This window comes from Anaeromyxobacter soli, assembly GCF_022808855.1.
GTDB lineage: Bacteria > Myxococcota > Myxococcia > Myxococcales > Anaeromyxobacteraceae > Anaeromyxobacter > Anaeromyxobacter soli.
On record NZ_JAKZLF010000004.1, the window covers coordinates 130,512 to 147,006 of the forward strand.

The 16,495-nt window shown below is 73.1% G+C and carries 20 protein-coding genes; 9 read left to right on the forward strand and 11 right to left on the reverse strand.

Annotation, left to right across the window (positions count from 1 at the left end):
- The first annotated feature begins 98 nt into the window (after positions 1–98).
- Positions 99–1,127 carry a CxxxxCH/CxxCH domain c-type cytochrome gene (locus tag MLV88_RS04900; protein ID WP_242337440.1) on the forward strand — a complete coding sequence of 343 codons (1,029 nt, stop codon included), beginning with the start codon at positions 99–101 and terminating at the stop codon, positions 1,125–1,127.
- Positions 1,128–1,397: 270 nt separating this feature from the next.
- Positions 1,398–2,576: an acyltransferase family protein gene (locus MLV88_RS04905; protein ID WP_242337483.1), complete on the forward strand. Its 1,179-nt coding sequence runs from the start codon at positions 1,398–1,400 to the stop codon at positions 2,574–2,576.
- Between the two features lie 21 nt (positions 2,577–2,597).
- Here the strand turns inward: MLV88_RS04905 and MLV88_RS04910 are convergent, their stop codons facing one another.
- Positions 2,598–2,849: a DUF6132 family protein gene (locus tag MLV88_RS04910; RefSeq protein ID WP_242337438.1), complete on the reverse strand. Its 252-nt coding sequence runs from the start codon at positions 2,847–2,849 to the stop codon at positions 2,598–2,600.
- 136 nt (positions 2,850–2,985) lie between these two features.
- On the opposite strand from MLV88_RS04910, the gene MLV88_RS04915 reads away from it, so the two are divergent.
- Both MLV88_RS04915 and MLV88_RS04920 read left to right on the forward strand, forming a co-directional pair.
- A complete protein-coding gene (locus tag MLV88_RS04915; protein WP_242337436.1) occupies positions 2,986–4,086 on the forward strand; it encodes a cytochrome-c peroxidase in 1,101 nt (366 codons plus the stop codon).
- Between the two features lie 68 nt (positions 4,087–4,154).
- The gene (locus tag MLV88_RS04920) at positions 4,155–4,985 is read left to right on the forward strand and encodes a 3'-5' exonuclease (RefSeq protein WP_242360249.1); all 831 of its coding nucleotides are present in this window, start codon (positions 4,155–4,157) and stop codon (positions 4,983–4,985) included.
- Positions 4,986–5,079: 94 nt separating this feature from the next.
- Here MLV88_RS04920 and MLV88_RS23970 read toward each other — a convergent pair whose 3' ends face one another.
- From MLV88_RS23970 to MLV88_RS04930, 3 genes are all read right to left on the reverse strand, one after another.
- Complete coding sequence (locus tag MLV88_RS23970; protein WP_255821210.1) at positions 5,080–5,211, reverse strand: hypothetical protein; 132 nt, start codon at positions 5,209–5,211, stop codon at positions 5,080–5,082.
- Positions 5,212–5,305: 94 nt separating this feature from the next.
- Positions 5,306–6,409, reverse strand: a complete 1,104-nt coding sequence (locus tag MLV88_RS04925; protein ID WP_242337432.1) for a DNA topoisomerase IV subunit A — start codon at positions 6,407–6,409, stop codon at positions 5,306–5,308.
- 9 nt (positions 6,410–6,418) lie between these two features.
- Positions 6,419–8,548, reverse strand: a complete 2,130-nt coding sequence (locus MLV88_RS04930; protein WP_242337430.1) for a DNA topoisomerase VI subunit B — start codon at positions 8,546–8,548, stop codon at positions 6,419–6,421.
- A 138-nt stretch (positions 8,549–8,686) separates the two neighbouring features.
- Between MLV88_RS04930 and MLV88_RS04935 the strand changes: the two genes are divergently transcribed.
- On the forward strand, positions 8,687–9,619 hold the full coding sequence (locus MLV88_RS04935) for a zinc metalloprotease HtpX (RefSeq protein ID WP_242337428.1): 933 nt from the start codon (positions 8,687–8,689) through the stop codon (positions 9,617–9,619).
- Positions 9,620–9,640: 21 nt separating this feature from the next.
- On the opposite strand, the gene MLV88_RS04940 is transcribed toward MLV88_RS04935, so the two are convergent.
- The 3 genes from MLV88_RS04940 to MLV88_RS04950 are packed head-to-tail and all read right to left on the reverse strand — an operon-like array spanning position 9,641 to position 11,584.
- Positions 9,641–10,069, reverse strand: a complete 429-nt coding sequence (locus tag MLV88_RS04940; protein WP_242337426.1) for a hypothetical protein — start codon at positions 10,067–10,069, stop codon at positions 9,641–9,643.
- Between the two features lie 26 nt (positions 10,070–10,095).
- Positions 10,096–11,124, reverse strand: coding sequence for a zinc-binding dehydrogenase (locus MLV88_RS04945; RefSeq protein ID WP_242337424.1), 1,029 nt, complete (start codon positions 11,122–11,124; stop codon positions 10,096–10,098).
- 19 nt (positions 11,125–11,143) lie between these two features.
- Complete coding sequence (locus MLV88_RS04950; protein ID WP_242337422.1) at positions 11,144–11,584, reverse strand: hypothetical protein; 441 nt, start codon at positions 11,582–11,584, stop codon at positions 11,144–11,146.
- A gap of 120 nt (positions 11,585–11,704) precedes the next feature.
- Here MLV88_RS04950 and MLV88_RS04955 point away from each other — a divergent pair, with 120 nt between their 5' ends.
- Positions 11,705–12,118 carry an NUDIX hydrolase gene (locus tag MLV88_RS04955; protein WP_242337420.1) on the forward strand — a complete coding sequence of 138 codons (414 nt, stop codon included), beginning with the start codon at positions 11,705–11,707 and terminating at the stop codon, positions 12,116–12,118.
- A gap of 103 nt (positions 12,119–12,221) precedes the next feature.
- On the forward strand, positions 12,222–12,398 hold the full coding sequence (locus tag MLV88_RS04960; RefSeq protein ID WP_242337419.1) for an FmdB family zinc ribbon protein: 177 nt from the start codon (positions 12,222–12,224) through the stop codon (positions 12,396–12,398).
- Positions 12,399–12,453: 55 nt separating this feature from the next.
- Here the strand turns inward: MLV88_RS04960 and msrB are convergent, their stop codons facing one another.
- Complete coding sequence (msrB, locus tag MLV88_RS04965; RefSeq protein ID WP_242337417.1) at positions 12,454–12,876, reverse strand: peptide-methionine (R)-S-oxide reductase MsrB; 423 nt, start codon at positions 12,874–12,876, stop codon at positions 12,454–12,456.
- A gap of 125 nt (positions 12,877–13,001) precedes the next feature.
- Here msrB and MLV88_RS04970 point away from each other — a divergent pair, with 125 nt between their 5' ends.
- Together MLV88_RS04970 and MLV88_RS04975 are read left to right on the forward strand one after the other, a co-directional pair.
- The gene (locus tag MLV88_RS04970; protein ID WP_242337415.1) at positions 13,002–13,493 is read left to right on the forward strand and encodes a peroxiredoxin; all 492 of its coding nucleotides are present in this window, start codon (positions 13,002–13,004) and stop codon (positions 13,491–13,493) included.
- Positions 13,493–13,711 (forward strand): hypothetical protein, encoded by a 219-nt coding sequence (locus MLV88_RS04975; protein ID WP_242337413.1) that lies wholly within the window; start codon positions 13,493–13,495, stop codon positions 13,709–13,711. Before MLV88_RS04970 ends, MLV88_RS04975 begins: the two co-directional genes overlap by 1 nt.
- Positions 13,712–13,759: 48 nt before the next feature.
- Here the strand turns inward: MLV88_RS04975 and ygfZ are convergent, their stop codons facing one another.
- From ygfZ to queG, 3 genes are all read right to left on the reverse strand, one after another.
- Positions 13,760–14,674 carry a CAF17-like 4Fe-4S cluster assembly/insertion protein YgfZ gene (ygfZ, locus tag MLV88_RS04980; RefSeq protein ID WP_242337411.1) on the reverse strand — a complete coding sequence of 305 codons (915 nt, stop codon included), beginning with the start codon at positions 14,672–14,674 and terminating at the stop codon, positions 13,760–13,762.
- A 116-nt stretch (positions 14,675–14,790) separates the two neighbouring features.
- Complete coding sequence (locus MLV88_RS04985; RefSeq protein WP_242337409.1) at positions 14,791–15,207, reverse strand: energy transducer TonB; 417 nt, start codon at positions 15,205–15,207, stop codon at positions 14,791–14,793.
- A 167-nt stretch (positions 15,208–15,374) separates the two neighbouring features.
- Positions 15,375–16,397, reverse strand: a complete 1,023-nt coding sequence (queG, locus tag MLV88_RS04990; protein WP_242337407.1) for a tRNA epoxyqueuosine(34) reductase QueG — start codon at positions 16,395–16,397, stop codon at positions 15,375–15,377.
- Positions 16,398–16,495: the final 98 nt, after the last annotated feature.

A 16,495-nucleotide genomic window follows, 5' to 3' on the forward strand; every position in this document is an offset into this window, starting at 1 on the left:
TGCGCGCGGTCAACGAGGTTCGTCCGCGCCCGCGGCATCCTCCGGCAATCCGCCGGGCCAATCGCGCCCGCGACTCGCTCTCCCGAGGTTCGACACACATGGTCAACCCGCGCTTCGCCCTGCTCGCCCTCACCGCGAGCGGCATCATGCTCGCCGCTTGCGACGACGCCCGGACGCTCGAGGCCCGCGAGGAGGGCGCGACCGCCGGGACGTGTGCCGCGTGCCACGGCTTCCCGCCGCCCGCGCCGCACCCCCAGTCCCAGAGCTGCTTCGTCTGCCACCCGCAGACGGTCGACGCGAACAGCGACATCATCCCCGGCGGCGCGCACCAGAACGGGCGGGTCGACCCGGCCGACGTGAGCTTCGGGCACCCCGCGAACTACCTCGCGGAGCACAGCAGCGACGCGATCCGCGACATCCGCCGCTGCGCCGAGTGCCACGGCGCGAGCTACGACGGCGGCTTCGCGCAGGTGTCCTGCAACGGGTGCCACGGCGTGATCGGCTTCGCGAGGTGGCAGTCGAACTGCACGTTCTGTCACGGCACGCGTGACACGGCCTTCACGCTCGACCGCCTCGCCGAGGCCGCGCCGCCCGGAAGCGTCGCCGGCGCCACCGCCACCACCGACCCCGGCGTCGGCGCGCACCAGAAGCACCTCGGGAACGGCAGCGTCCTCTCGAACGGCTTCCAGTGCCAGACCTGCCATCCGGTGGGAGGCAGCCTCGACCACCTGACGGGCAAGGCGGAGGTGACGTTCGAGTTCCTCCCGCTCGCCTCTGCCGGCGGCGCCACGCCCGCGTTCACGAAGGGGACGCAGACCTGCAGCGTCTACTGCCACGGCGCGACGCTCGCGGGCGGCACCGCGACGTCGCCTCGCTGGACGCAGGCGCTCACCTCCTGCGACTCCTGCCACGGCATCCCGCCGGCGTCGGGCTACCACGCGACCCACGCCGCGAAGGTGACCTGCGCGGAGTGTCACGTCGGCTACACCAACACCTCCGTGGACAAGGACACGCACGTGAACGGGGTGCGCGACGTGAACGAGGTCATCATCGGCGCCGACCTGTCGCACACGGTCGTGGCCGACGCTCGCGTGCAGGGCTGGAACTGCGCCGCCTGCCATCCTTGACGCGCGTCCTCGCGCGCGCCTGACGAGGGCCGGGGGAGACCCCGGCCCTCTCCTTTTCCCCAAGCCGGTACGCACCCTCGCGACGGGCCGCGCCGCCGTACGCCGTCCCGCGTCGGCCGGGTCGCGCACGGACGTGCGATGGCATCGGCGTCTGGGATGGCTCGCCCAGCCCCAGCCGAGACGAGATCAGCCCCCCGGCGCGGCGCTCCCCTCGGGACCCCCCGCGCGCGGCGCTGCCGCCCCCGGCTGAACGGTCCCATCTTGCGGGTCGTGCAGGCCTCGCGGCGCGACCGGCTCGCTCCCCTGACCGGGCTCCGCTTCGCCGCGGCTCTCGGCATCCTCCTCTACCACTATGGCGCCCCGCTCGTGGCGGGGCTCCCGGCGTGGGTGGAGCGCGTCCGGGTCGGCGGACACGTCTGGGTCGGGCTCTTCTACGTGCTCTCGGGATTCGTGCTCGCCTGGGCCCATCCGCTGCCGATGGCGCCCGCCGAGCGGCGGACGTTCTACGTGGCGCGCTTCGCCCGGCTCTACCCCGCCTACCTGCTCGCGTTCCTGCTCATCGCGCCGTTCGCGCTCGAGCGCTGGCAGGGGGGCGGCCCCGTGGCGCTCGCCAAGGCGGCGACGGTCGCGACGGCGTGCCTCCTGCTCGCGCAGGCCTGGGCGACCCCCATCGCCCGGCTCTGGAACCCGCCGGGCTGGTCCACCTCGGTCGTGGCGGCGTTCTACGCGGCGTTCCCGTTCGTGGCGGCGCGGCTCTCGCGCCTGTCGCGCCGCGGCCTCGCGCTCGCGGCGCTCGGCGCCTGGACGGCGAGCCTCGCCTTCCCGCTCCTCTACCTCGCGCTGCGGCCCGACGGTCAGGTCGAGCCGGCCACGCTCACCTGGGAGGAGCCGCTCTGGCTGGAGGCGCTGAAGTTCCACCCCGTCGCTCGCGCCGGCGAGTTCGGCGTCGGCGTCGCGCTCGGCCTGCTCCACCACCGCGGGGTGGGCCTCGGGCGGCTCGGGGGCGCGGCGGCCGCCGCTGCGCTCGGCGCCGTGATCGTCCTCCTCGCGTGGGGCGGCGCGCCCTACGTGCTCGTGCACAACGGGCTGGCGGTGCCGCTCTTCGCGATCGCGCTGCTGGGGCTCGCGGCCGGCGGGAGCGGCCCGGCGCGCGTCCTCGCGTCGCCCGCGGCACGCTCCCTCGGCGACGCGAGCTTCGCGCTGTACGCGCTGCAGGAGCCGCTCTGGCGGTGGGCGCGCCGGCTCGTACCGGAGGATCCGGGCGCGGCACCGAGCGCCGCGTTCGTGCTCGGGTTCGCGGGGTTCGCGATCGCCGTGTCGATCATCGTGTCGCGCTCGCTCGAGCGCCCGGCGCGGCACGCGCTGCGAGCGCTGCTCGGTGGCGAGCGCGCCGGGACGCGGGCTCCGCCCGCCGAGGTGTCGGGGCTCGCGCCGGCTGAACGGCGCTAGAGTCCCCGGGGTGCCGCGCACCTAGGCGGGGCCACCGGGGCCCTGCTCGCGCGCGGACGCGTCGGCCCGGTCGCTGCCTGCGCGCCGGCCGGGGAGCCCGACCACGCCGCCCGCGAAGCCGAAGAAGAGCGCGGCCGTCCAGACGCTCGAGGTGAGCGGGCACGTCCCGGTGTTGCAGCCGATGAAGTAGGCGTACGCGGCGCCTGCCGCGGCGCCCACGGCCGCGCCACCGGCGGTCCGCCAGTGGGCGCGCGCGATGGCTCGGGCGTTCATCGCTCGTGAGAGCCCCGGAGTCGAGGAGCGGTTCGCCGCGAGCGGGCGGGCGGGTGCACGGCGGGCGGCTCTGCACGGGGATGCGACGGCGTTCTGCTTGACCGCGGGGCGGGCGGGCCTTTTCGTAGGGGCTCCGATGAACCGCGCCCTCCTCGCCTCGCTCACGCTCCTCGCCCTGGCGCTCTCCGCGTGCCGCTCCGCCGACGTCCGGCCCGCCGCCGCGCCGGGATCGCCGCCCGCGTGGGAGGCCGACAACCCGGTCCGGCCGCTGCCGGCGCCTCCGCTCGGGAGCCCGGCGGACTTCTCGACGGTGCCGTGGGTCACCCCGCAGAAGGTCCGGCTCGGGCGCTGGCTCTTCTACGACCGGCGCCTCAGCGCGGACGGCACGATCTCCTGCGCCACCTGCCACCGGCCGGAGCACGCGTTCTCGGAGCCCACCGCGGTCTCGACCGGCATCCGCGGCCAGCAGGGCCGCCGCAAGTCGCCGCCGATCCTGAACGCCGCGTGGCCCGTGTACCCGCGCTACTTCTGGGACGGGCGGGCCGCGACCCTGGCGGAGCAGGCGCAGGGGCCGCTCGCGAACCCGGTCGAGATGGGCAACACGCTCGACCACGTGGTGCTCACCGTCTCGCGCGTCCCCGGCTACGCGCCGTACTTCCGCGAGGCGTTCGGCGATCCGCGCATCGACGTCGCGCGCGTGAGCGAGGCGATCGCCGCCTACGAGGCCACGCGGCTCTCGGGGAACTCCGCCTACGACCGCTTCGCCGCCGGGGACGAGGCGGCGCTCTCGCCGGAGGCGCGGCGCGGGATGGAGCTCTTCTTCGGCCGCGCGCAGTGCGCGCAGTGCCACCTCGGCCCGAACCTCTCCGACTCGCAGTTCCACAACCTCGGCGTCGGCTGGCGCCCGCCCGCGGACGCGGTCCAGCCGCTCCTCGAGGGCTTCGCGGACAAGGGCCGCTACGAGGTCACCCGCGACGTGAAGGACGTGGGTGCGTTCAAGACACCCACCCTGCGCGACTGCTCGAGGCACGCGCCCTACATGCACGACGGGTCGATGGCGACGCTGGAGGAGGCCGTGCTGCACTACTGGCGCGGCGGGTTCGCGAACCCGTGGCTCTCGGAGCGCATCGTGCCGGTGCCGATGACGCGGGCCGAGCTCTCCGCGCTCGTCGCGTTCCTGCGGGCGCTCGACGGCGAGGGCTACGCCGACGTCGCGCCGGGGGTCTTCCCGCAGTAGCGGCGCCGCGGCAGTCCGGCGAGGCGGTGTCAGACCGGCTTGCCACACTTCGATGCGTGCGGCGCTTCGTGACGCTGGATCTCGAGACTGTCCCCGACGAAGCCCTCGTCGGCGCGGTGGACGGCGAGCCTTCTCGTCCGTACTCCGAGCAGCTCCGCCGCGTGGTCGCCGATCGCCGCGCCCGCACCGGCGGCAGGAGCGACTTCCTCCCCCTGCCCTACCACCGGCCCGTGGCGGGCTGCCTGCTCGAGGCGGTGGAGGACGGCGGGATCGTGCGGGTCGTGGACGTCTCCGCGTGGACGGATCGCCGCGGCGACGAGGCGGCCTTCCTCGCGCGCACCTGGGAGCGGCTCGAGGGCGCCGCGCTCGTCACGTTCCACGGCAAGGGGTTCGATCTCCCCGTGCTCGAGCTCCGCTCGCTCAAGCACTCCGTGCCGACGCCGGCGTGGTTCACCGGCGGGAGACGCTTCGGCGCGGCCGATCACTTCGACCTGAAGGAGCTGCTCGCGGCGCAGGGCTCGGGCGGCGCGGCGCCGCTCGACCTGTACGCGAAGCTCGTCGGCCTGCCGGGCAAGGAGGACGTGGCCGGCGCGGACGTGCAGGCGCTCTATGCGGCGGGCGCGCTCGATCGCATCGCGGCGTACTGCATGACCGACGTCGTGCAGACGTTCCTCTTGTTCCTGCGGTACCGGCTCGTCGAGGGGTCGCTCACGCCCGACGGCTACGCCGAGAGCGCCGCGCTCGCGCGCACCGCGCTCCCGCCGCTGTTCCTGCGGCGGCTGCCGCTCGGGGAGCAGTCGGCGCTCGACGGTTTCCTGGATCGCTGCGCGGGGTACTTCGGCGAGGGGCCCGATGACGCTCGCCCCCGGATCCCGGCGAGCACGGCGCGAGCGGGCTGAGCTCCCGCTCCACTCGACGGCCGGGAGCGAGCGGGCCAGAGCGCGATCGCGTCGTGCGCCAGGCCCTGCCCGCCGTCGTCTCCGCGGCTCGGCGCTACTTGGGCGAGCGCTTCGCCTTGCGCTTGCGCTTCACCGACAGCGCGCGCTTGCGGGTGGCGGTGGCGCGCTTCGTCTTCGAGCGGTTCGCGACCTTGCGCTTCGAGCGGTTCCCCTTCTGTGCGGGCATGCGTCCCTCCTTTTGAGGCGTGTGAGCGCGGGAGTGTCGCCGCGAGCGTGCGCGCCGTCAACTCCGCGCGGCGGCGCGGGGGAGCGGGCGGCGGCTACTCGAGCCAGTCGCGGTCGCGCAGCTTCCGCGGCAGGTACTCCTCGGTGATGAAGCTGATGCCGCGGCGGGAGAGCGCCTCGAGCTCGAACTTGAGGCCGGAGCGCACCATCTCCTGGATCTCCCGCTGCCACTGCTTCGCCTGGAACCACGGGTAGGCGAGCATCTGCTTCGCGCGGTTGTTGTCGCCGTCGTCCATCCTGATCGCGACGTTCACGGGCAGCTTGTACTTGTCCTTGTCGAACGACGACAGCCCGACGAAGCGGGCGTCCGGCACCGCCATGCGCATCGACTCGTAGGCGAGGTTGATCGAGCCCTGCTTCATGACCGAGTAGATGTAGAAGCCCCACGGATCGTTGTCGACGAGCACGTAGACGGGGAGCTTCAGCTCGGAGTGGAGGCGCTGCACGAGGCGGCGGACGCCGCGCGGCGGCTGGCCTCCGCCCTGCAGGATGATGCACTTCTCCCGCTTCCAGAACTTGTCCTCGTTGAAGCGCGTCCAGACGGCGTCCTTCTCGATGAGGAGGATGTACTTCGCCTCGTGGCGGACGAACTCGATGACGTTCTCCTCCACGATCGAGGGGACCGCCCACCCGCCGGAGCCCATCCGGCGGAGATCGATGGTGTCCCCGGTGTCGCGGATGGTGATGGGGCCGACCATCGAGCCCTTCCGCGAGGCGAACAGGTGCAGCTCCTCGCGGAGCGCGTCGAGCGCGACCTCGAGGTCCTCGATGATCGGGTCGGACTCGTCCTGCTCCTCGAAGGTGTTCTGCTTCGTGTCGCCGATGGTGTGCTTGGTGATGTAGTAGAGGTCGCGGATGCTCGTCGTCTTGCCGCCCTCGATGAGCTCCTTGCAGGCGTCCGACACGAGGAACGTCTGCATGAACTTCTTCGCCATCGCGACGTTGAAGAAGTAGCGCTTCTGGCGCTGCGACCCGAGCTCGATGAGCCGCCGCTTCTCGTTGAACTTCACGTTCGCGAGCGAGCGGATGGGGATCTCGACGAAGGGGTTCTTGCCGCCCTTGACCGAGCGGACGACCGTCTCGGCGAGCTTCTCGATCTTCTGGGCGGTCTGCTTGGAGACGGCGTCGAGCCTGGCCATGGTCGTTCCTTACTCGTCCTCGTTCTCGGCCCGGCGCGGGCGCTTCGTGAGCTTCTTCGACTGCTCCTCGAGCGCCGCGTCCACCTCCGCGAGCTCCGCCTCCGTGACCCGGTCGGCGAGCCGCAGGAACTCGCGCTTGATGGGCTCCGGGCTCTTGCCGGTGATCTTGCCGATCGCCTGCGCGACCTCCTGGATGTAGAGCTCGAAGATGCCGCGGCGCTGCGCCTGGTAGTCCGCGTGCTGCTTCTTGCGGATGTGCGCGGCGAGCTTGCGGCCGCACTCCTGCGCCGCGAGCTGGATCTCCCGCATGATCTCCGGGTAGTGCGCGACGGCCTCCTTCGCCTCGCTCGTGAACGGCACCCACACCGACGCGATGTGGACGAGGAGCGCCATGGGGCCGACCGGGAGCGAGCCCTTCGGCTGCGAGAGCAGGTAGTTCCGCCAGTCGGTCTTGACGATGGCCTCGGTCGTGCCGCACGCGCCGCGCTGGAAGAGCAGCGGCACGCGGTTCGCGAACCGGAAGAGCTCGATGGGCTTGTCCGCCGGCCAGGAGCCGCCGTAGGCGAGCCCGACCTCCACCTGGAACGGGTTGCCGCGGTAGACCTTGGGCGGCCGCGTCACCGTCGCGATGAAGTAGTTGTGCCCCTTGATCTTCTCGACGCCCTCCTCGGGCGGCGCGTCGGGCACCTCCGGCGCGGCGGCCTTCGCCGCCTTCTCCTTCCGGGAGGCCTTCTTCTTCGTGGCCTGGTCGAGGTCGAGCTGCTCGTCCGCCTCGGGCCCCTCCGTCTCGACCACGTTCAGGAACGAGATGAGCCCGCGCTTCATGAGCTCGTCGCCGATGGGCGACAGGCAGTTCGTCGGCGGATTCATGATCTTGGTCGCGCCGATGGCCCGGTGGAGCTTCTCCGCGAGCGTTCGGTCCTCGCCGAGGTCGCGCGGGCGCACGCGCCCCTTGAACGCCGCGCGCTTCACGATCTCGTCCGCGACCTGACCCGAGACGCGCGAGAAGCCGCTCTGCAGGAACCCGCGCACGTCGCGCGCCTTCGACTCGGCCGCCATCAGCATGAGCGCCCCCAGCTCGACGCCGTGCGGGTGCGGCTTGATCTCCACCGCCTCCTTGGGGAGCTCCTCGGTCGCGCGCGGGAACGTGAGGAGCTGCTGGCGCGGGCGCAGGTAGTGCACGGTCGCGTGCGGGTTCGAGAGCGCGGTGTGCTCGACGTAGCGGTTCACGAACCGCTGGCCGGCCTGCCAGTTCGCGACGATCTCGAGCTCGACGCGGGTGCCGTGCTCCTGGTGCCACTCGTCGAGCTGGCGGTCCTCGGTGACGACCGGGTTGTTCTTCCGCGTGTCGATCTGGATCTCGAAGAAGTGCGCCGGCTTCCCCTTGCCGGTGCGCGACGTGACGCGGATCGGTCGGCCGGTGGTGAGCTGGCCGTACATCGCCGCGGCGCTGATGCCGATGCCCTGCTGGCCGCGAGACTGCTTCAGCCGGTGGAACTTCGAGCCGTAGAGGAGCTTGCCGAAGATCTTCGGCGCCTGCGCCTTCACGATGCCGGGGCCGTTGTCCTCGATGACGACCACGAAGCGGCCCTCGCCCTTCGTGAGCTCGGCCTTCGGTGCGGGGGGAACGGCACCCCCCGCGCGCTTCGGGGCGGGCTCCTCCGCTTCGGTGCTCTCGAGCCCGAGGTCGCGGACCTCGATCGTGATCTCGGGGAGGATCCCGGCCTCCTCGCAGGCGTCGAGGGAGTTGTCGACCGCCTCCTTGATCGTCGTGAGGAGCGCCTTCGAGGGGTTGTCGAAGCCGAGGAGGTGGCGGTTCTTCGTGAAGAACTCGGAGATCGAGATCTCGCGCTGCTTCGACGCCATCTGCTCGGCGGTGGCCCGCCGGCGAGGCGCCTTGGGCGCCTCGGGCGCCTCCTCCGCCTCGGCCGCAGGCTCGATCGCCGGCAGGAGCTCCGGCTCGGGCTCCGGCCGGGCTCGCGCCCTGCGCGGAGCGGCCGCGGGCGCGGCCTTCGTCGTCCTCGCGCCCCCACGCCGGGCGGGCGCCGGCTCGACCTGGACGAGCTCGAGCTGCGCCTTCTCGACCCTCGCCGCGGGCCGCCCCTTCCCCTTCGCCGCTGTCGCCTTCCGAGATGCCATGACCGGGCTAACCTCGCGATATCGCCTGGGCCGGCTTTAGCACGGGAGCCCCACGGGCGCGAGAAAGCATCGACGCGGCGGGCCTCCGCCCGCCCGCCGCGTTTGACGCGGCCGCCCGGGTGGTTACCTACTCTCCATATGGCCTGGAACGAAGCGACGACGCCGCGCGGAATGAACCGACCGACGGGCGGATTCGGCCGCAACTACCTGAAGACCGCCATGCTGATGGCCTTCCTCATCGCGATCCTCGCGATCGGCGGCCAGATGGTGGGCGGCACGGGCGGGATGCTCCTCTTCGGGGCGATCGGCCTGGTGTTCAACTTCCTCTCCTACTGGTTCTCCGACCGGATCGCGCTCATGGCGCACCGCGCCCGGCCGGTCACGCGAGAGCAGCTCCCGGACGTCTACGAGATCGTGGAGCGGCTCACGCGCAAGGCGGGCATCCCGATGCCGGCCGTCTACGTGATCCCGTCGCCTACCCCGAACGCGTTCGCGACCGGGAGGAACCCGAGCCACTCTGCGGTCGCCGTGACCGAGGGCATCCTGAGCATCCTCGACCGCCGCCAGCTCGAGGGCGTGCTCGCGCACGAGCTGTCGCACGTGCGCAACCGGGACGTGCTCATCGCCACCATCGCCGCGGCGGTGGCGGGCCTCATCGCCTCCCTCGGCCACATGATCCAGTGGGGCGCGATCCTGGGCGGCTTCGGCGGCCGCTCCGACGACGACCGCGGCGGCAACGTCTTCGCCGCGCTCGCCTGGGCGCTGCTCGCGCCGATCATCGCGATGATCGTGCAGCTCGCGGTGTCGCGCTCGCGGGAGTTCGGCGCGGACGCCTCCGGAGCGGAGCTCACCGGCGACCCCGACGCGCTCGCCGACGCCCTCCTCTCCCTGGAGCGCGGCAACGAGGTGCGGCCCTACGCCTACGGCGGCCCCGCCACCGCGCACCTGTTCATCGTGAACCCGTTCCGCGGCGCGGGCGGCAAGATGCTCCAGCTCTTCTCCACGCACCCGCCCATCGAGGCGCGCGTGGAGAGGCTGCGCCAGATGCGGCGCGGCGTCCGTTATGCCTAGCCGCCGGCCGGCAGCCCCCCGCTAGAAGGCACAGCTCGTCGACCCGCTCGCGACGACGTCGAGCCTCCTCGAGATGGTGGTGTTCGTCGCCGGGTTGTAGACGAGGATCTCGTAGGTCCCGACCTGCGAGGGCGCGGCGAAGGTGCAGTTGATCGCGTTGAGGTCACAGCCGGGCGGGCACGAGTTCGCGTTCTCGCAGGCCTCCACCACCGGGTCGAGCTGGATGGTCCCGCTCGAGGTCGCCTGCGACAGGTCCACGTCACAGCTCGCGGCGCTCTGATTGCACGTCGGGCAGAGCCGGAGCGGCACCGACACCGTCGAGCCGGGCGTGGCGGTGCAGCCCGCGACCGCGTCCACCCGCGGCGTCTCGGTGGGGCACTTCTCGCCGCAGGCGGAGAGCCCGACGGCGGCGGCGCAGGCGCCGATGGCGATGATGCGTCGAAGCGTCATGTCCCGTTCCTCCCTGGGCTCGGCCGTCACGGCTCGAGCACGATCTTCCCGAACTGCGCCCGCTCGGAGAGGAGCGCGTGTCCCTTCACGGCGTCCGCGAGCGCGAGGGTCCGGTCCACCACGGGCCGGAGCTTCCCCTCGCCCACGAAGCGAAGCACCTGCACGAGCTCGGCCGCGGTCCCCATCGTGGAGCCCAGGATGGAGAGCTGCCGGAAGAACACGTGGCGGAGGTCGGTGAGCGGGTCGTACCCGGTCGTCGCCCCCACGGTCACGATCCTGCCCCCGATCCCGGCGGAGAGGATCGACTTTTCCCACGTCTTCTTGCCCACGTGCTCGAACACGACCTCCACGCCCCGCCTGTCGGTGAGCCGCCTCACCTCCTGGACGAAGTCCTGGGTCTCGTAATTCACCACCTCGTCCGCGCCGAGCTCCTTCGCGCGCCGCAGCTTCTCGTCCGAGCCCGCCGTCGCGATGACGCGCGCCCCGTGGAGCTTCGCGATCTGCACCGCCGCGACGCCCACGCCCGAGCCTGCGGCGTGCACGAGCACGGTCTCCCCGAGCCTCACCTGCGCCCGCGCGACGAGCGCGTGCCAGGCGGTCATGAAGGTGAGCGGGACCGCGGCGGCCTCCACGAACGAGAGGTTCTCGGGCTTCGGGAGGACGTTCCGCGCGGGCAGGAGGAACTTCTCGGCCATCCCGCCCGACACGTGCTCGCCCAGGATCGCGAAGCGGCGGCAGAGGTTCTCGTGGCCGGCGAGGCAGCGTTCGCAGTGCCCGCAGCCCAGGCTCGGGTTCACGACCACCGCGTCGCCTGCCTTCACGCCCTCGACGCCGGGGCCGACCGCCTCCACGACGCCCGCCACGTCGGACCCGAGCACGTGCGGGAACGCGAGCTTCAGGCCCTGCCAGCCCTTGCGCACCCAGATGTCGAGGTGGTTGAGCGCCGCCGCCTTCACCGCCAGCACCACCTGCCCCGGCCCCGGGGTCGGGTCCGGCAGCTCGACGAGCTTCACCACCTCCGGGCCGCCGTGCTCGCGGATCGCGATCGCCTTCATGTCGTCGTCCTCGGGGGTGTCAGGGTGGGGGCTGCCCGCGCAGGAAGCGGCTCGCGCAGATCTTGGCGTCGATCGCGCTGCCGCTCGACGTCCATGCCGGATCCTGCCGCATCACCCGCGCCTCGCACACGAGCCAGCACCCGAGCGGCCCGCAGAGGCCCGGGTCGTTGGGATACCAGTAGTAGAGCACCTGACACTGCGGGTCTGCGGCGCTCGAGGCGGCGCAGGTGTCGTTGCCGCCCATCGGCGCGAGCGCCGCGTTGCAGAGCGGGCCGACGACGACGGGGTAGCTGCCGCTCCGTACGTCGAAGGCCTGGTTCGAGTCGCGGAGGGTCGCCCCGGCCCCGACGAGTCCCCTGCAGTCCGCCGCGATGCGATCGAACGCGCGCTCCTCGCGGCCCGAGCCGCACGCCGCGGCGACGAGGACGAGCACGAGGGCGAGGGGCCGGCGCGGAAGCATCTCCACACGATTACACGGCTCACGCACGGGTGCCACGCGCCCGTGGGGGCAGGCGAGCGGCGGTGGGTCCGGGTGGGGATCCCGCCCCCTCGTGCTCCCCCCGCGCGCTACATTCGCCGCGTGATCGTCCGCATCGACGTCGTCCCGATCGTCCTCGAGATGCGCCGCGTGATCGTCGCCGAGATCGTCGGCGGCTACCACGGCCAGGCCCAGCTCGGCCGGTGGTGGCTCCCGTCCGGCCTGCTCGGCGAGGACGAGCAGCCCGGCGACGCCGCCCGCCGCATCGTCAAGGCGCACCTGGGCCTCGAGCTCGAGGGCGCCGTCGTGGTGGGCACGCGATCCGCGCCGGTGGGCGACGCGCGCCACCTCGCGCTCGCCGTGGCGGGCGCCGTGACGGGCGGCGAGCCCGCGCTCGGCCCGACCGTCTCCGGGTTCGCCGCGCGGACGCTGCCCGAGCTGCCCGACCAGGTGGGCTTCTGGCATCGGGACGACGTCGCCGTGCTCGTGGCGCGCTACGAGAAGCTGCGCGCCTGAACGCCGGGCGGTAGCAGACCGCGCGCCGGCTCGCCCGCGCGTCGCCCTGCGAAGGGCATGGCGCCCTCGGACCGGGAGCGGATCATCCGCCCAGGAGGTCGCGATGCCCGTCTACGAGTTCTTCTGCCGCAAGTGCCAGAAGCCGTTCACCGAGGTGATGCACGTGTCGGAGCACGAGGCCGGCGTCGCCGAGTGCCCGGAGTGCCACAGCAAGGCCGACGTCGAGAAGCGGCTCTCCACGTTCACCGCGGTGACGAGCCGGAAGTCCGCCGGGCTGTGAGGGGCGCCGTGACGTCGCGGTGACCAAGCGTGAAGCTCCGCGAATCGTCCTCGCTTCAGCGCTCGACCAGCCGGAGCGGCTCACCCTCCGGCACGTGCCTCATCGCGGCGGAGTTCATGCAGTAGCGGAGCCCCGTCGGCGGAGGGCCATCGGGGAAGACGTGGCCGAGGTGCCCCTCGCAGCGCGCGCAGCGGACCTCGGTGCGCACCATGCCGTAAGAGCGGTCCTCGACCTCGGTGAGCGCGTCGTCGGCCACCGGCCGCGTGAACGACGGCCAGCCCGTCCCGGACTCGAACTTCTCGCCCGAGCGGAAGAGCGGATTCCCGCAGGCGGCGCACACGTACGTGCCGGGGTCCTTCGTGCCCAGGAAGCAGCCCGTGAACGGCCGCTCCGTGCCGTGGTGCCGGAGCACCTGGTACTCCTCGGGCGAGAGCCGCCTCTTCCACTCCTCGTCGCTCAGGAGAAGCTTGCCGGGCATGCGGTCGGACCTCCAGGGGCGCTTCCGCGCCCGGCGGTCATAACGGCGCGCCCGCGCGCCTGCCCCCGCGCGCGCATTGCCCGCCCGCCCGGGGACCGCTAGGAAAGCCGTCGGAGAACCCCCGAATGAAGATCCCCCTCCTCGCGATGCTGCTCGGCTCCGCCGCCCTGAAGGTCGGCGACAAGGCCCCCGACTTCACCCTGCCCGACACCGAGGGCCTACCGGTCAGCCTGTCGAAGCTGCTCGAGAAGGGACCGGTGATCCTGGCCTTCTACCCGAAGGCCTTCACGCCCGGCTGCACGAAGCAGAACGCGAACTTCCGCGATCGCTACGGGGACGTCTCCGCGAAGGGCGCCCAGGTCGTCGGCATCTCGACCGACGACGTCGAGACGCAGCGCAGGTTCAAGGCGGAGATGAAGCTGCCCTACCCGCTCCTCTCGGACGCGGGCGGCAAGGTGGCGAAGCAGTATGCCGGGACCATGGCGGTCATCGGCGTCGCGAACCGCGCCAACTTCGTCATCGGGCAGGACGGCACCGTGAAGGAGATCGTGGAGGGCGGCGACGCCGTCGACCCGACCGCCGCCATCGCGGCCTGTCCGCTCAGGAAGGGGACGTGATGAAGCTCCTCGACGTGCTGGTCCGCGACCTCCGCCGCCGCCTCCTCGGCATCTCGCCCGAGGAGATCCGCTACACCTTCGAGGACGTGCGCTCGGAGATCCGCTCCGTACGCGCGGAGCTGAAGCAGGAGATCGAGGCCGTCCGCAAGGACATCGACTCGCTGCCTTCGCGCCAGGACCGCCCGGCCGGACCCGAGATCCCCGTCGCCGAGGCGTGACGAGCGCCGTTCGCGCAGCACCGTCGCGAGCTGCACGGGGCCCGTGGACTACAGCTCCGGCTCCTCGACGAGGACCCGCCGCACCGTCGCCGGCTCGCCGCCGGCGTCCACGGCCGCACCGCACGTCCAGTGCGCGCGGCGCAGGTAGCCGAGGCCGATGCGCCCCTCGGGCGTGTCCGCGGCGCTCGTCACGACGCCGACCTCCTGGCCCGCGGCGGTGAGCCTCGTGCCGGGGCCGGCGCCCGCCGGCAAGGCGAGCTGCACGAGGCCGCGCTGGAGGTGGCCGCGGGCGGTCGCGCGGAGCACGACCTCCTGGCCGATGTAGCAGCCCTTCGTGAACGAGATCGCCGCGCGCGTGAGCCCGGCCTCCATCGGCAGGCGCGTCGAGTCCACGTCGGCGCCGAACCGGGGGACGCCGCCCAGGATGCGGAGCGCCTCGAGGTCGGAGTCCTCGAGCGCCACCGCGCCCTCCGCGACGAGCTCCGCGCGCAGCGCCTCGGCCTCCTGCGGCGGGAGGATCACGTCGACGCCGGGCGTGCCGCGCCGATCGTGCGCGAGCCGCTGCGCTCCCGGCGCGCGCCCCTCGACCCGGCGCGCCGCCTCCGGCCCGAGCACCGGCACGACGCGCAGCGCCGACGAGAGGTCCTCGAACACGACCTCGTCCATGATGACGAGCCGCTCGAGGTGGGCGAGCGCGTCGGGGAGCGCCTGCGGGGCGAGGTCGAGGAGGAGCCCCTCCTCCTGCGCGAGCACGTGCCCCTCCGCGAGGAGGTGGCCCTTCGCGTTGAGGAACGTGGAGTACGCGGACTCGCCCGGCCGTAGCCGGTTCAGGTCCTGCGTGGACATCCGGTGCAGGTAGTCCTTCGCGTCCTTGCCGGTCGCGCGCACGAGCGCGCGCGCCTCGACCGGCCCGACCGCCCACGTCTCGCGGGCCGCCCGGAGCTTCTCTGAGAGCGTCGTCACGCCCGAACGAATAGCGTCCCGGGGGGCGGCGCTCAAGGCCGAGTCCCGTCGCGCCCGCGGAGCGGCCTTCGCGAAGCCGGGCCTCGCAACCCTCCCCGGGCGGGCGGACGCGGCGCTCAGCGCGAGGCGAGGGCCACCGGCGTGAAGGCGCCGACGCTCGCGACGAGCGGTCCGCCCTGCGGGCTCTCGAAGCGGATCGGCACGCTCACGCGGCGCGTGACCGGGACGCCGGCGAGGTCCGTCGCGGGGGTCCAGGTGCAGCGCGAGAGCGCGCCGCGGAACTGCGTGTCGAGCGCCTCGCGCCCGGCGCGCGCGTCCGACGTGACGCCCTCGATCTTCCCGTCGTGCGTCACGGTGAAGTCGAGCGTGGTCTGGTCCGGCAGGAAGGCCACGAGCCCCCTCGGGATGCGCACCTCGTCGGCGAGACAGCCCGGGCGCTGCTCCACGGGGCGAGACAGCGAGATCTGCGGCGCCGCGGCGGCCACTCCCGAGTACAGCAACGCCGCGAGCGCGAGCTTCGGTGAGAGCGTCATGTTCCTTCCCTCCTGCAGTACCCGACGCTCTGCCGCGGGCCATGTGACACGGCGACTCGGGTTCCCTCGGGGCGGTGTCGCGCGGCGGCTCGCCCGCGCACGGTCAGGAGGACGCCCGCGAGCACATCGGAGGCTCGACCATCCGGCCGCCGCGGGCCGCACGCCGCTCACCCGCCGAGCGCCTCGAGCGCCCAGCGCGCCGCCGCGCGGACGCCCTCGTGCGGGCTCGAGAGCCACGCCCGGACGGCCCCGAGGCGGCGCGGGTCGCCCTCACGCCCGGCGGCGAGGAGCGCGTTCCGCACGAGGCCGTCGTGGCGGGCGCGCGCGAGGGAGGTGCCGTAGAAGCGGCGACGGTACTCCTCCTCGGTGAGCGCGAGGAGGTCGTCGATCGCGAGCGCGGCCTGCTCCGGCCGCGGCGCGAGGTCCGGGTCCACCGCCGGCTGCGCGTGGCGGTTCCACGGGCACACCGTCTGGCACGCGTCGCAGCCGAACACCCAGCGCCCGAACTGCCCGGCCAGCGCGTCGGGGATCGCGCCGCGGCGCTCGATGGTCCAGAACGAGATGCAGCGGCGCGCGTCCACGAGCCCGGGCTGCGGGATCGCCTCCGTGGGACAGGCCGGGAGGCACGCCTCGCAGGTGCCGCAGCGCTCCGGGTGCGGCGGGTCGGGCGCGAGCTCACGATCGAGGATCACCGTGGCGAGCAGCACCCAGCTCCCGTGCCGCTCGGTGATGAGGCAGCCGTTCTTGCCGACCCAGCCGATCCCGGCCCGCTCCGCCCAGGCCTTCTCCATCACGGGCGCGACGTCACTCGCGGCGAACGCGCGCACGTCGGGATCGGCCGCGCGCAGCTCCGCGACGAGGTGCTTGAGCTTCTTCTTCATGACGGCGTGGTAGTCGCGGCCGCGCGCGTAGCGTGCCACCTCCCCCGCCCCCGGCGGCGGCTCGGCGCCTGCGCCGTCGTAGCCGAGCGCGAGCGCGACGACGCTCCGTGCGCCGGGCAGCAGGCGCGACGGGTCGAGCCGCTCCTCCCGCTGCGTCCCGAGCCACGCCATGTCGGCCTCGCCCCCCATGGCGAGCAGCCGGTCGAGCGGCCCCGGATCGAGCCGCTCCGCGCGCGCGATCCCGCAGGCGGCGAAGCCGCAGCGGCGGGCGGCCTCCTTCACCGCGGCTGCATCGAGGGGAGCGCTCACGCGGGTCCTTCTTAGCCCGTTCACGGCGCGGATTCGACAGCCGCGCGGCCGCCTCCGCGATCGGCACCTCGACGGCGCGGCCCGCCCGAACCTGGCCG

Coding starts and splice junctions, on each gene's coding strand:
- MLV88_RS04935 (WP_242337428.1), top strand. CDS start 8,687: ATGGCCTGGAACGAAGCGACGACGCCGCGCGGAATGAACCGACCGACG.
- MLV88_RS04940 (WP_242337426.1), bottom strand. CDS start 10,069: ATGACGCTTCGACGCATCATCGCCATCGGCGCCTGCGCCGCCGCCGTC.
- MLV88_RS04985 (WP_242337409.1), bottom strand. CDS start 15,207: ATGACGCTCTCACCGAAGCTCGCGCTCGCGGCGTTGCTGTACTCGGGA.
- MLV88_RS04970 (WP_242337415.1), top strand. CDS start 13,002: ATGAAGATCCCCCTCCTCGCGATGCTGCTCGGCTCCGCCGCCCTGAAG.
- MLV88_RS04950 (WP_242337422.1), bottom strand. CDS start 11,584: ATGCTTCCGCGCCGGCCCCTCGCCCTCGTGCTCGTCCTCGTCGCCGCG.
- MLV88_RS04975 (WP_242337413.1), top strand. CDS start 13,493: ATGAAGCTCCTCGACGTGCTGGTCCGCGACCTCCGCCGCCGCCTCCTC.
- MLV88_RS23970 (WP_255821210.1), bottom strand. CDS start 5,211: ATGCCCGCACAGAAGGGGAACCGCTCGAAGCGCAAGGTCGCGAACCGC.
- MLV88_RS04925 (WP_242337432.1), bottom strand. CDS start 6,409: ATGGCCAGGCTCGACGCCGTCTCCAAGCAGACCGCCCAGAAGATCGAG.
- MLV88_RS04900 (WP_242337440.1), top strand. CDS start 99: ATGGTCAACCCGCGCTTCGCCCTGCTCGCCCTCACCGCGAGCGGCATC.
- MLV88_RS04915 (WP_242337436.1), top strand. CDS start 2,986: ATGAACCGCGCCCTCCTCGCCTCGCTCACGCTCCTCGCCCTGGCGCTC.
- MLV88_RS04910 (WP_242337438.1), bottom strand. CDS start 2,849: ATGAACGCCCGAGCCATCGCGCGCGCCCACTGGCGGACCGCCGGTGGC.
- MLV88_RS04945 (WP_242337424.1), bottom strand. CDS start 11,124: ATGAAGGCGATCGCGATCCGCGAGCACGGCGGCCCGGAGGTGGTGAAG.
- MLV88_RS04960 (WP_242337419.1), top strand. CDS start 12,222: ATGCCCGTCTACGAGTTCTTCTGCCGCAAGTGCCAGAAGCCGTTCACC.
- msrB (WP_242337417.1), bottom strand. CDS start 12,876: ATGCCCGGCAAGCTTCTCCTGAGCGACGAGGAGTGGAAGAGGCGGCTC.
- MLV88_RS04930 (WP_242337430.1), bottom strand. CDS start 8,548: ATGGCATCTCGGAAGGCGACAGCGGCGAAGGGGAAGGGGCGGCCCGCG.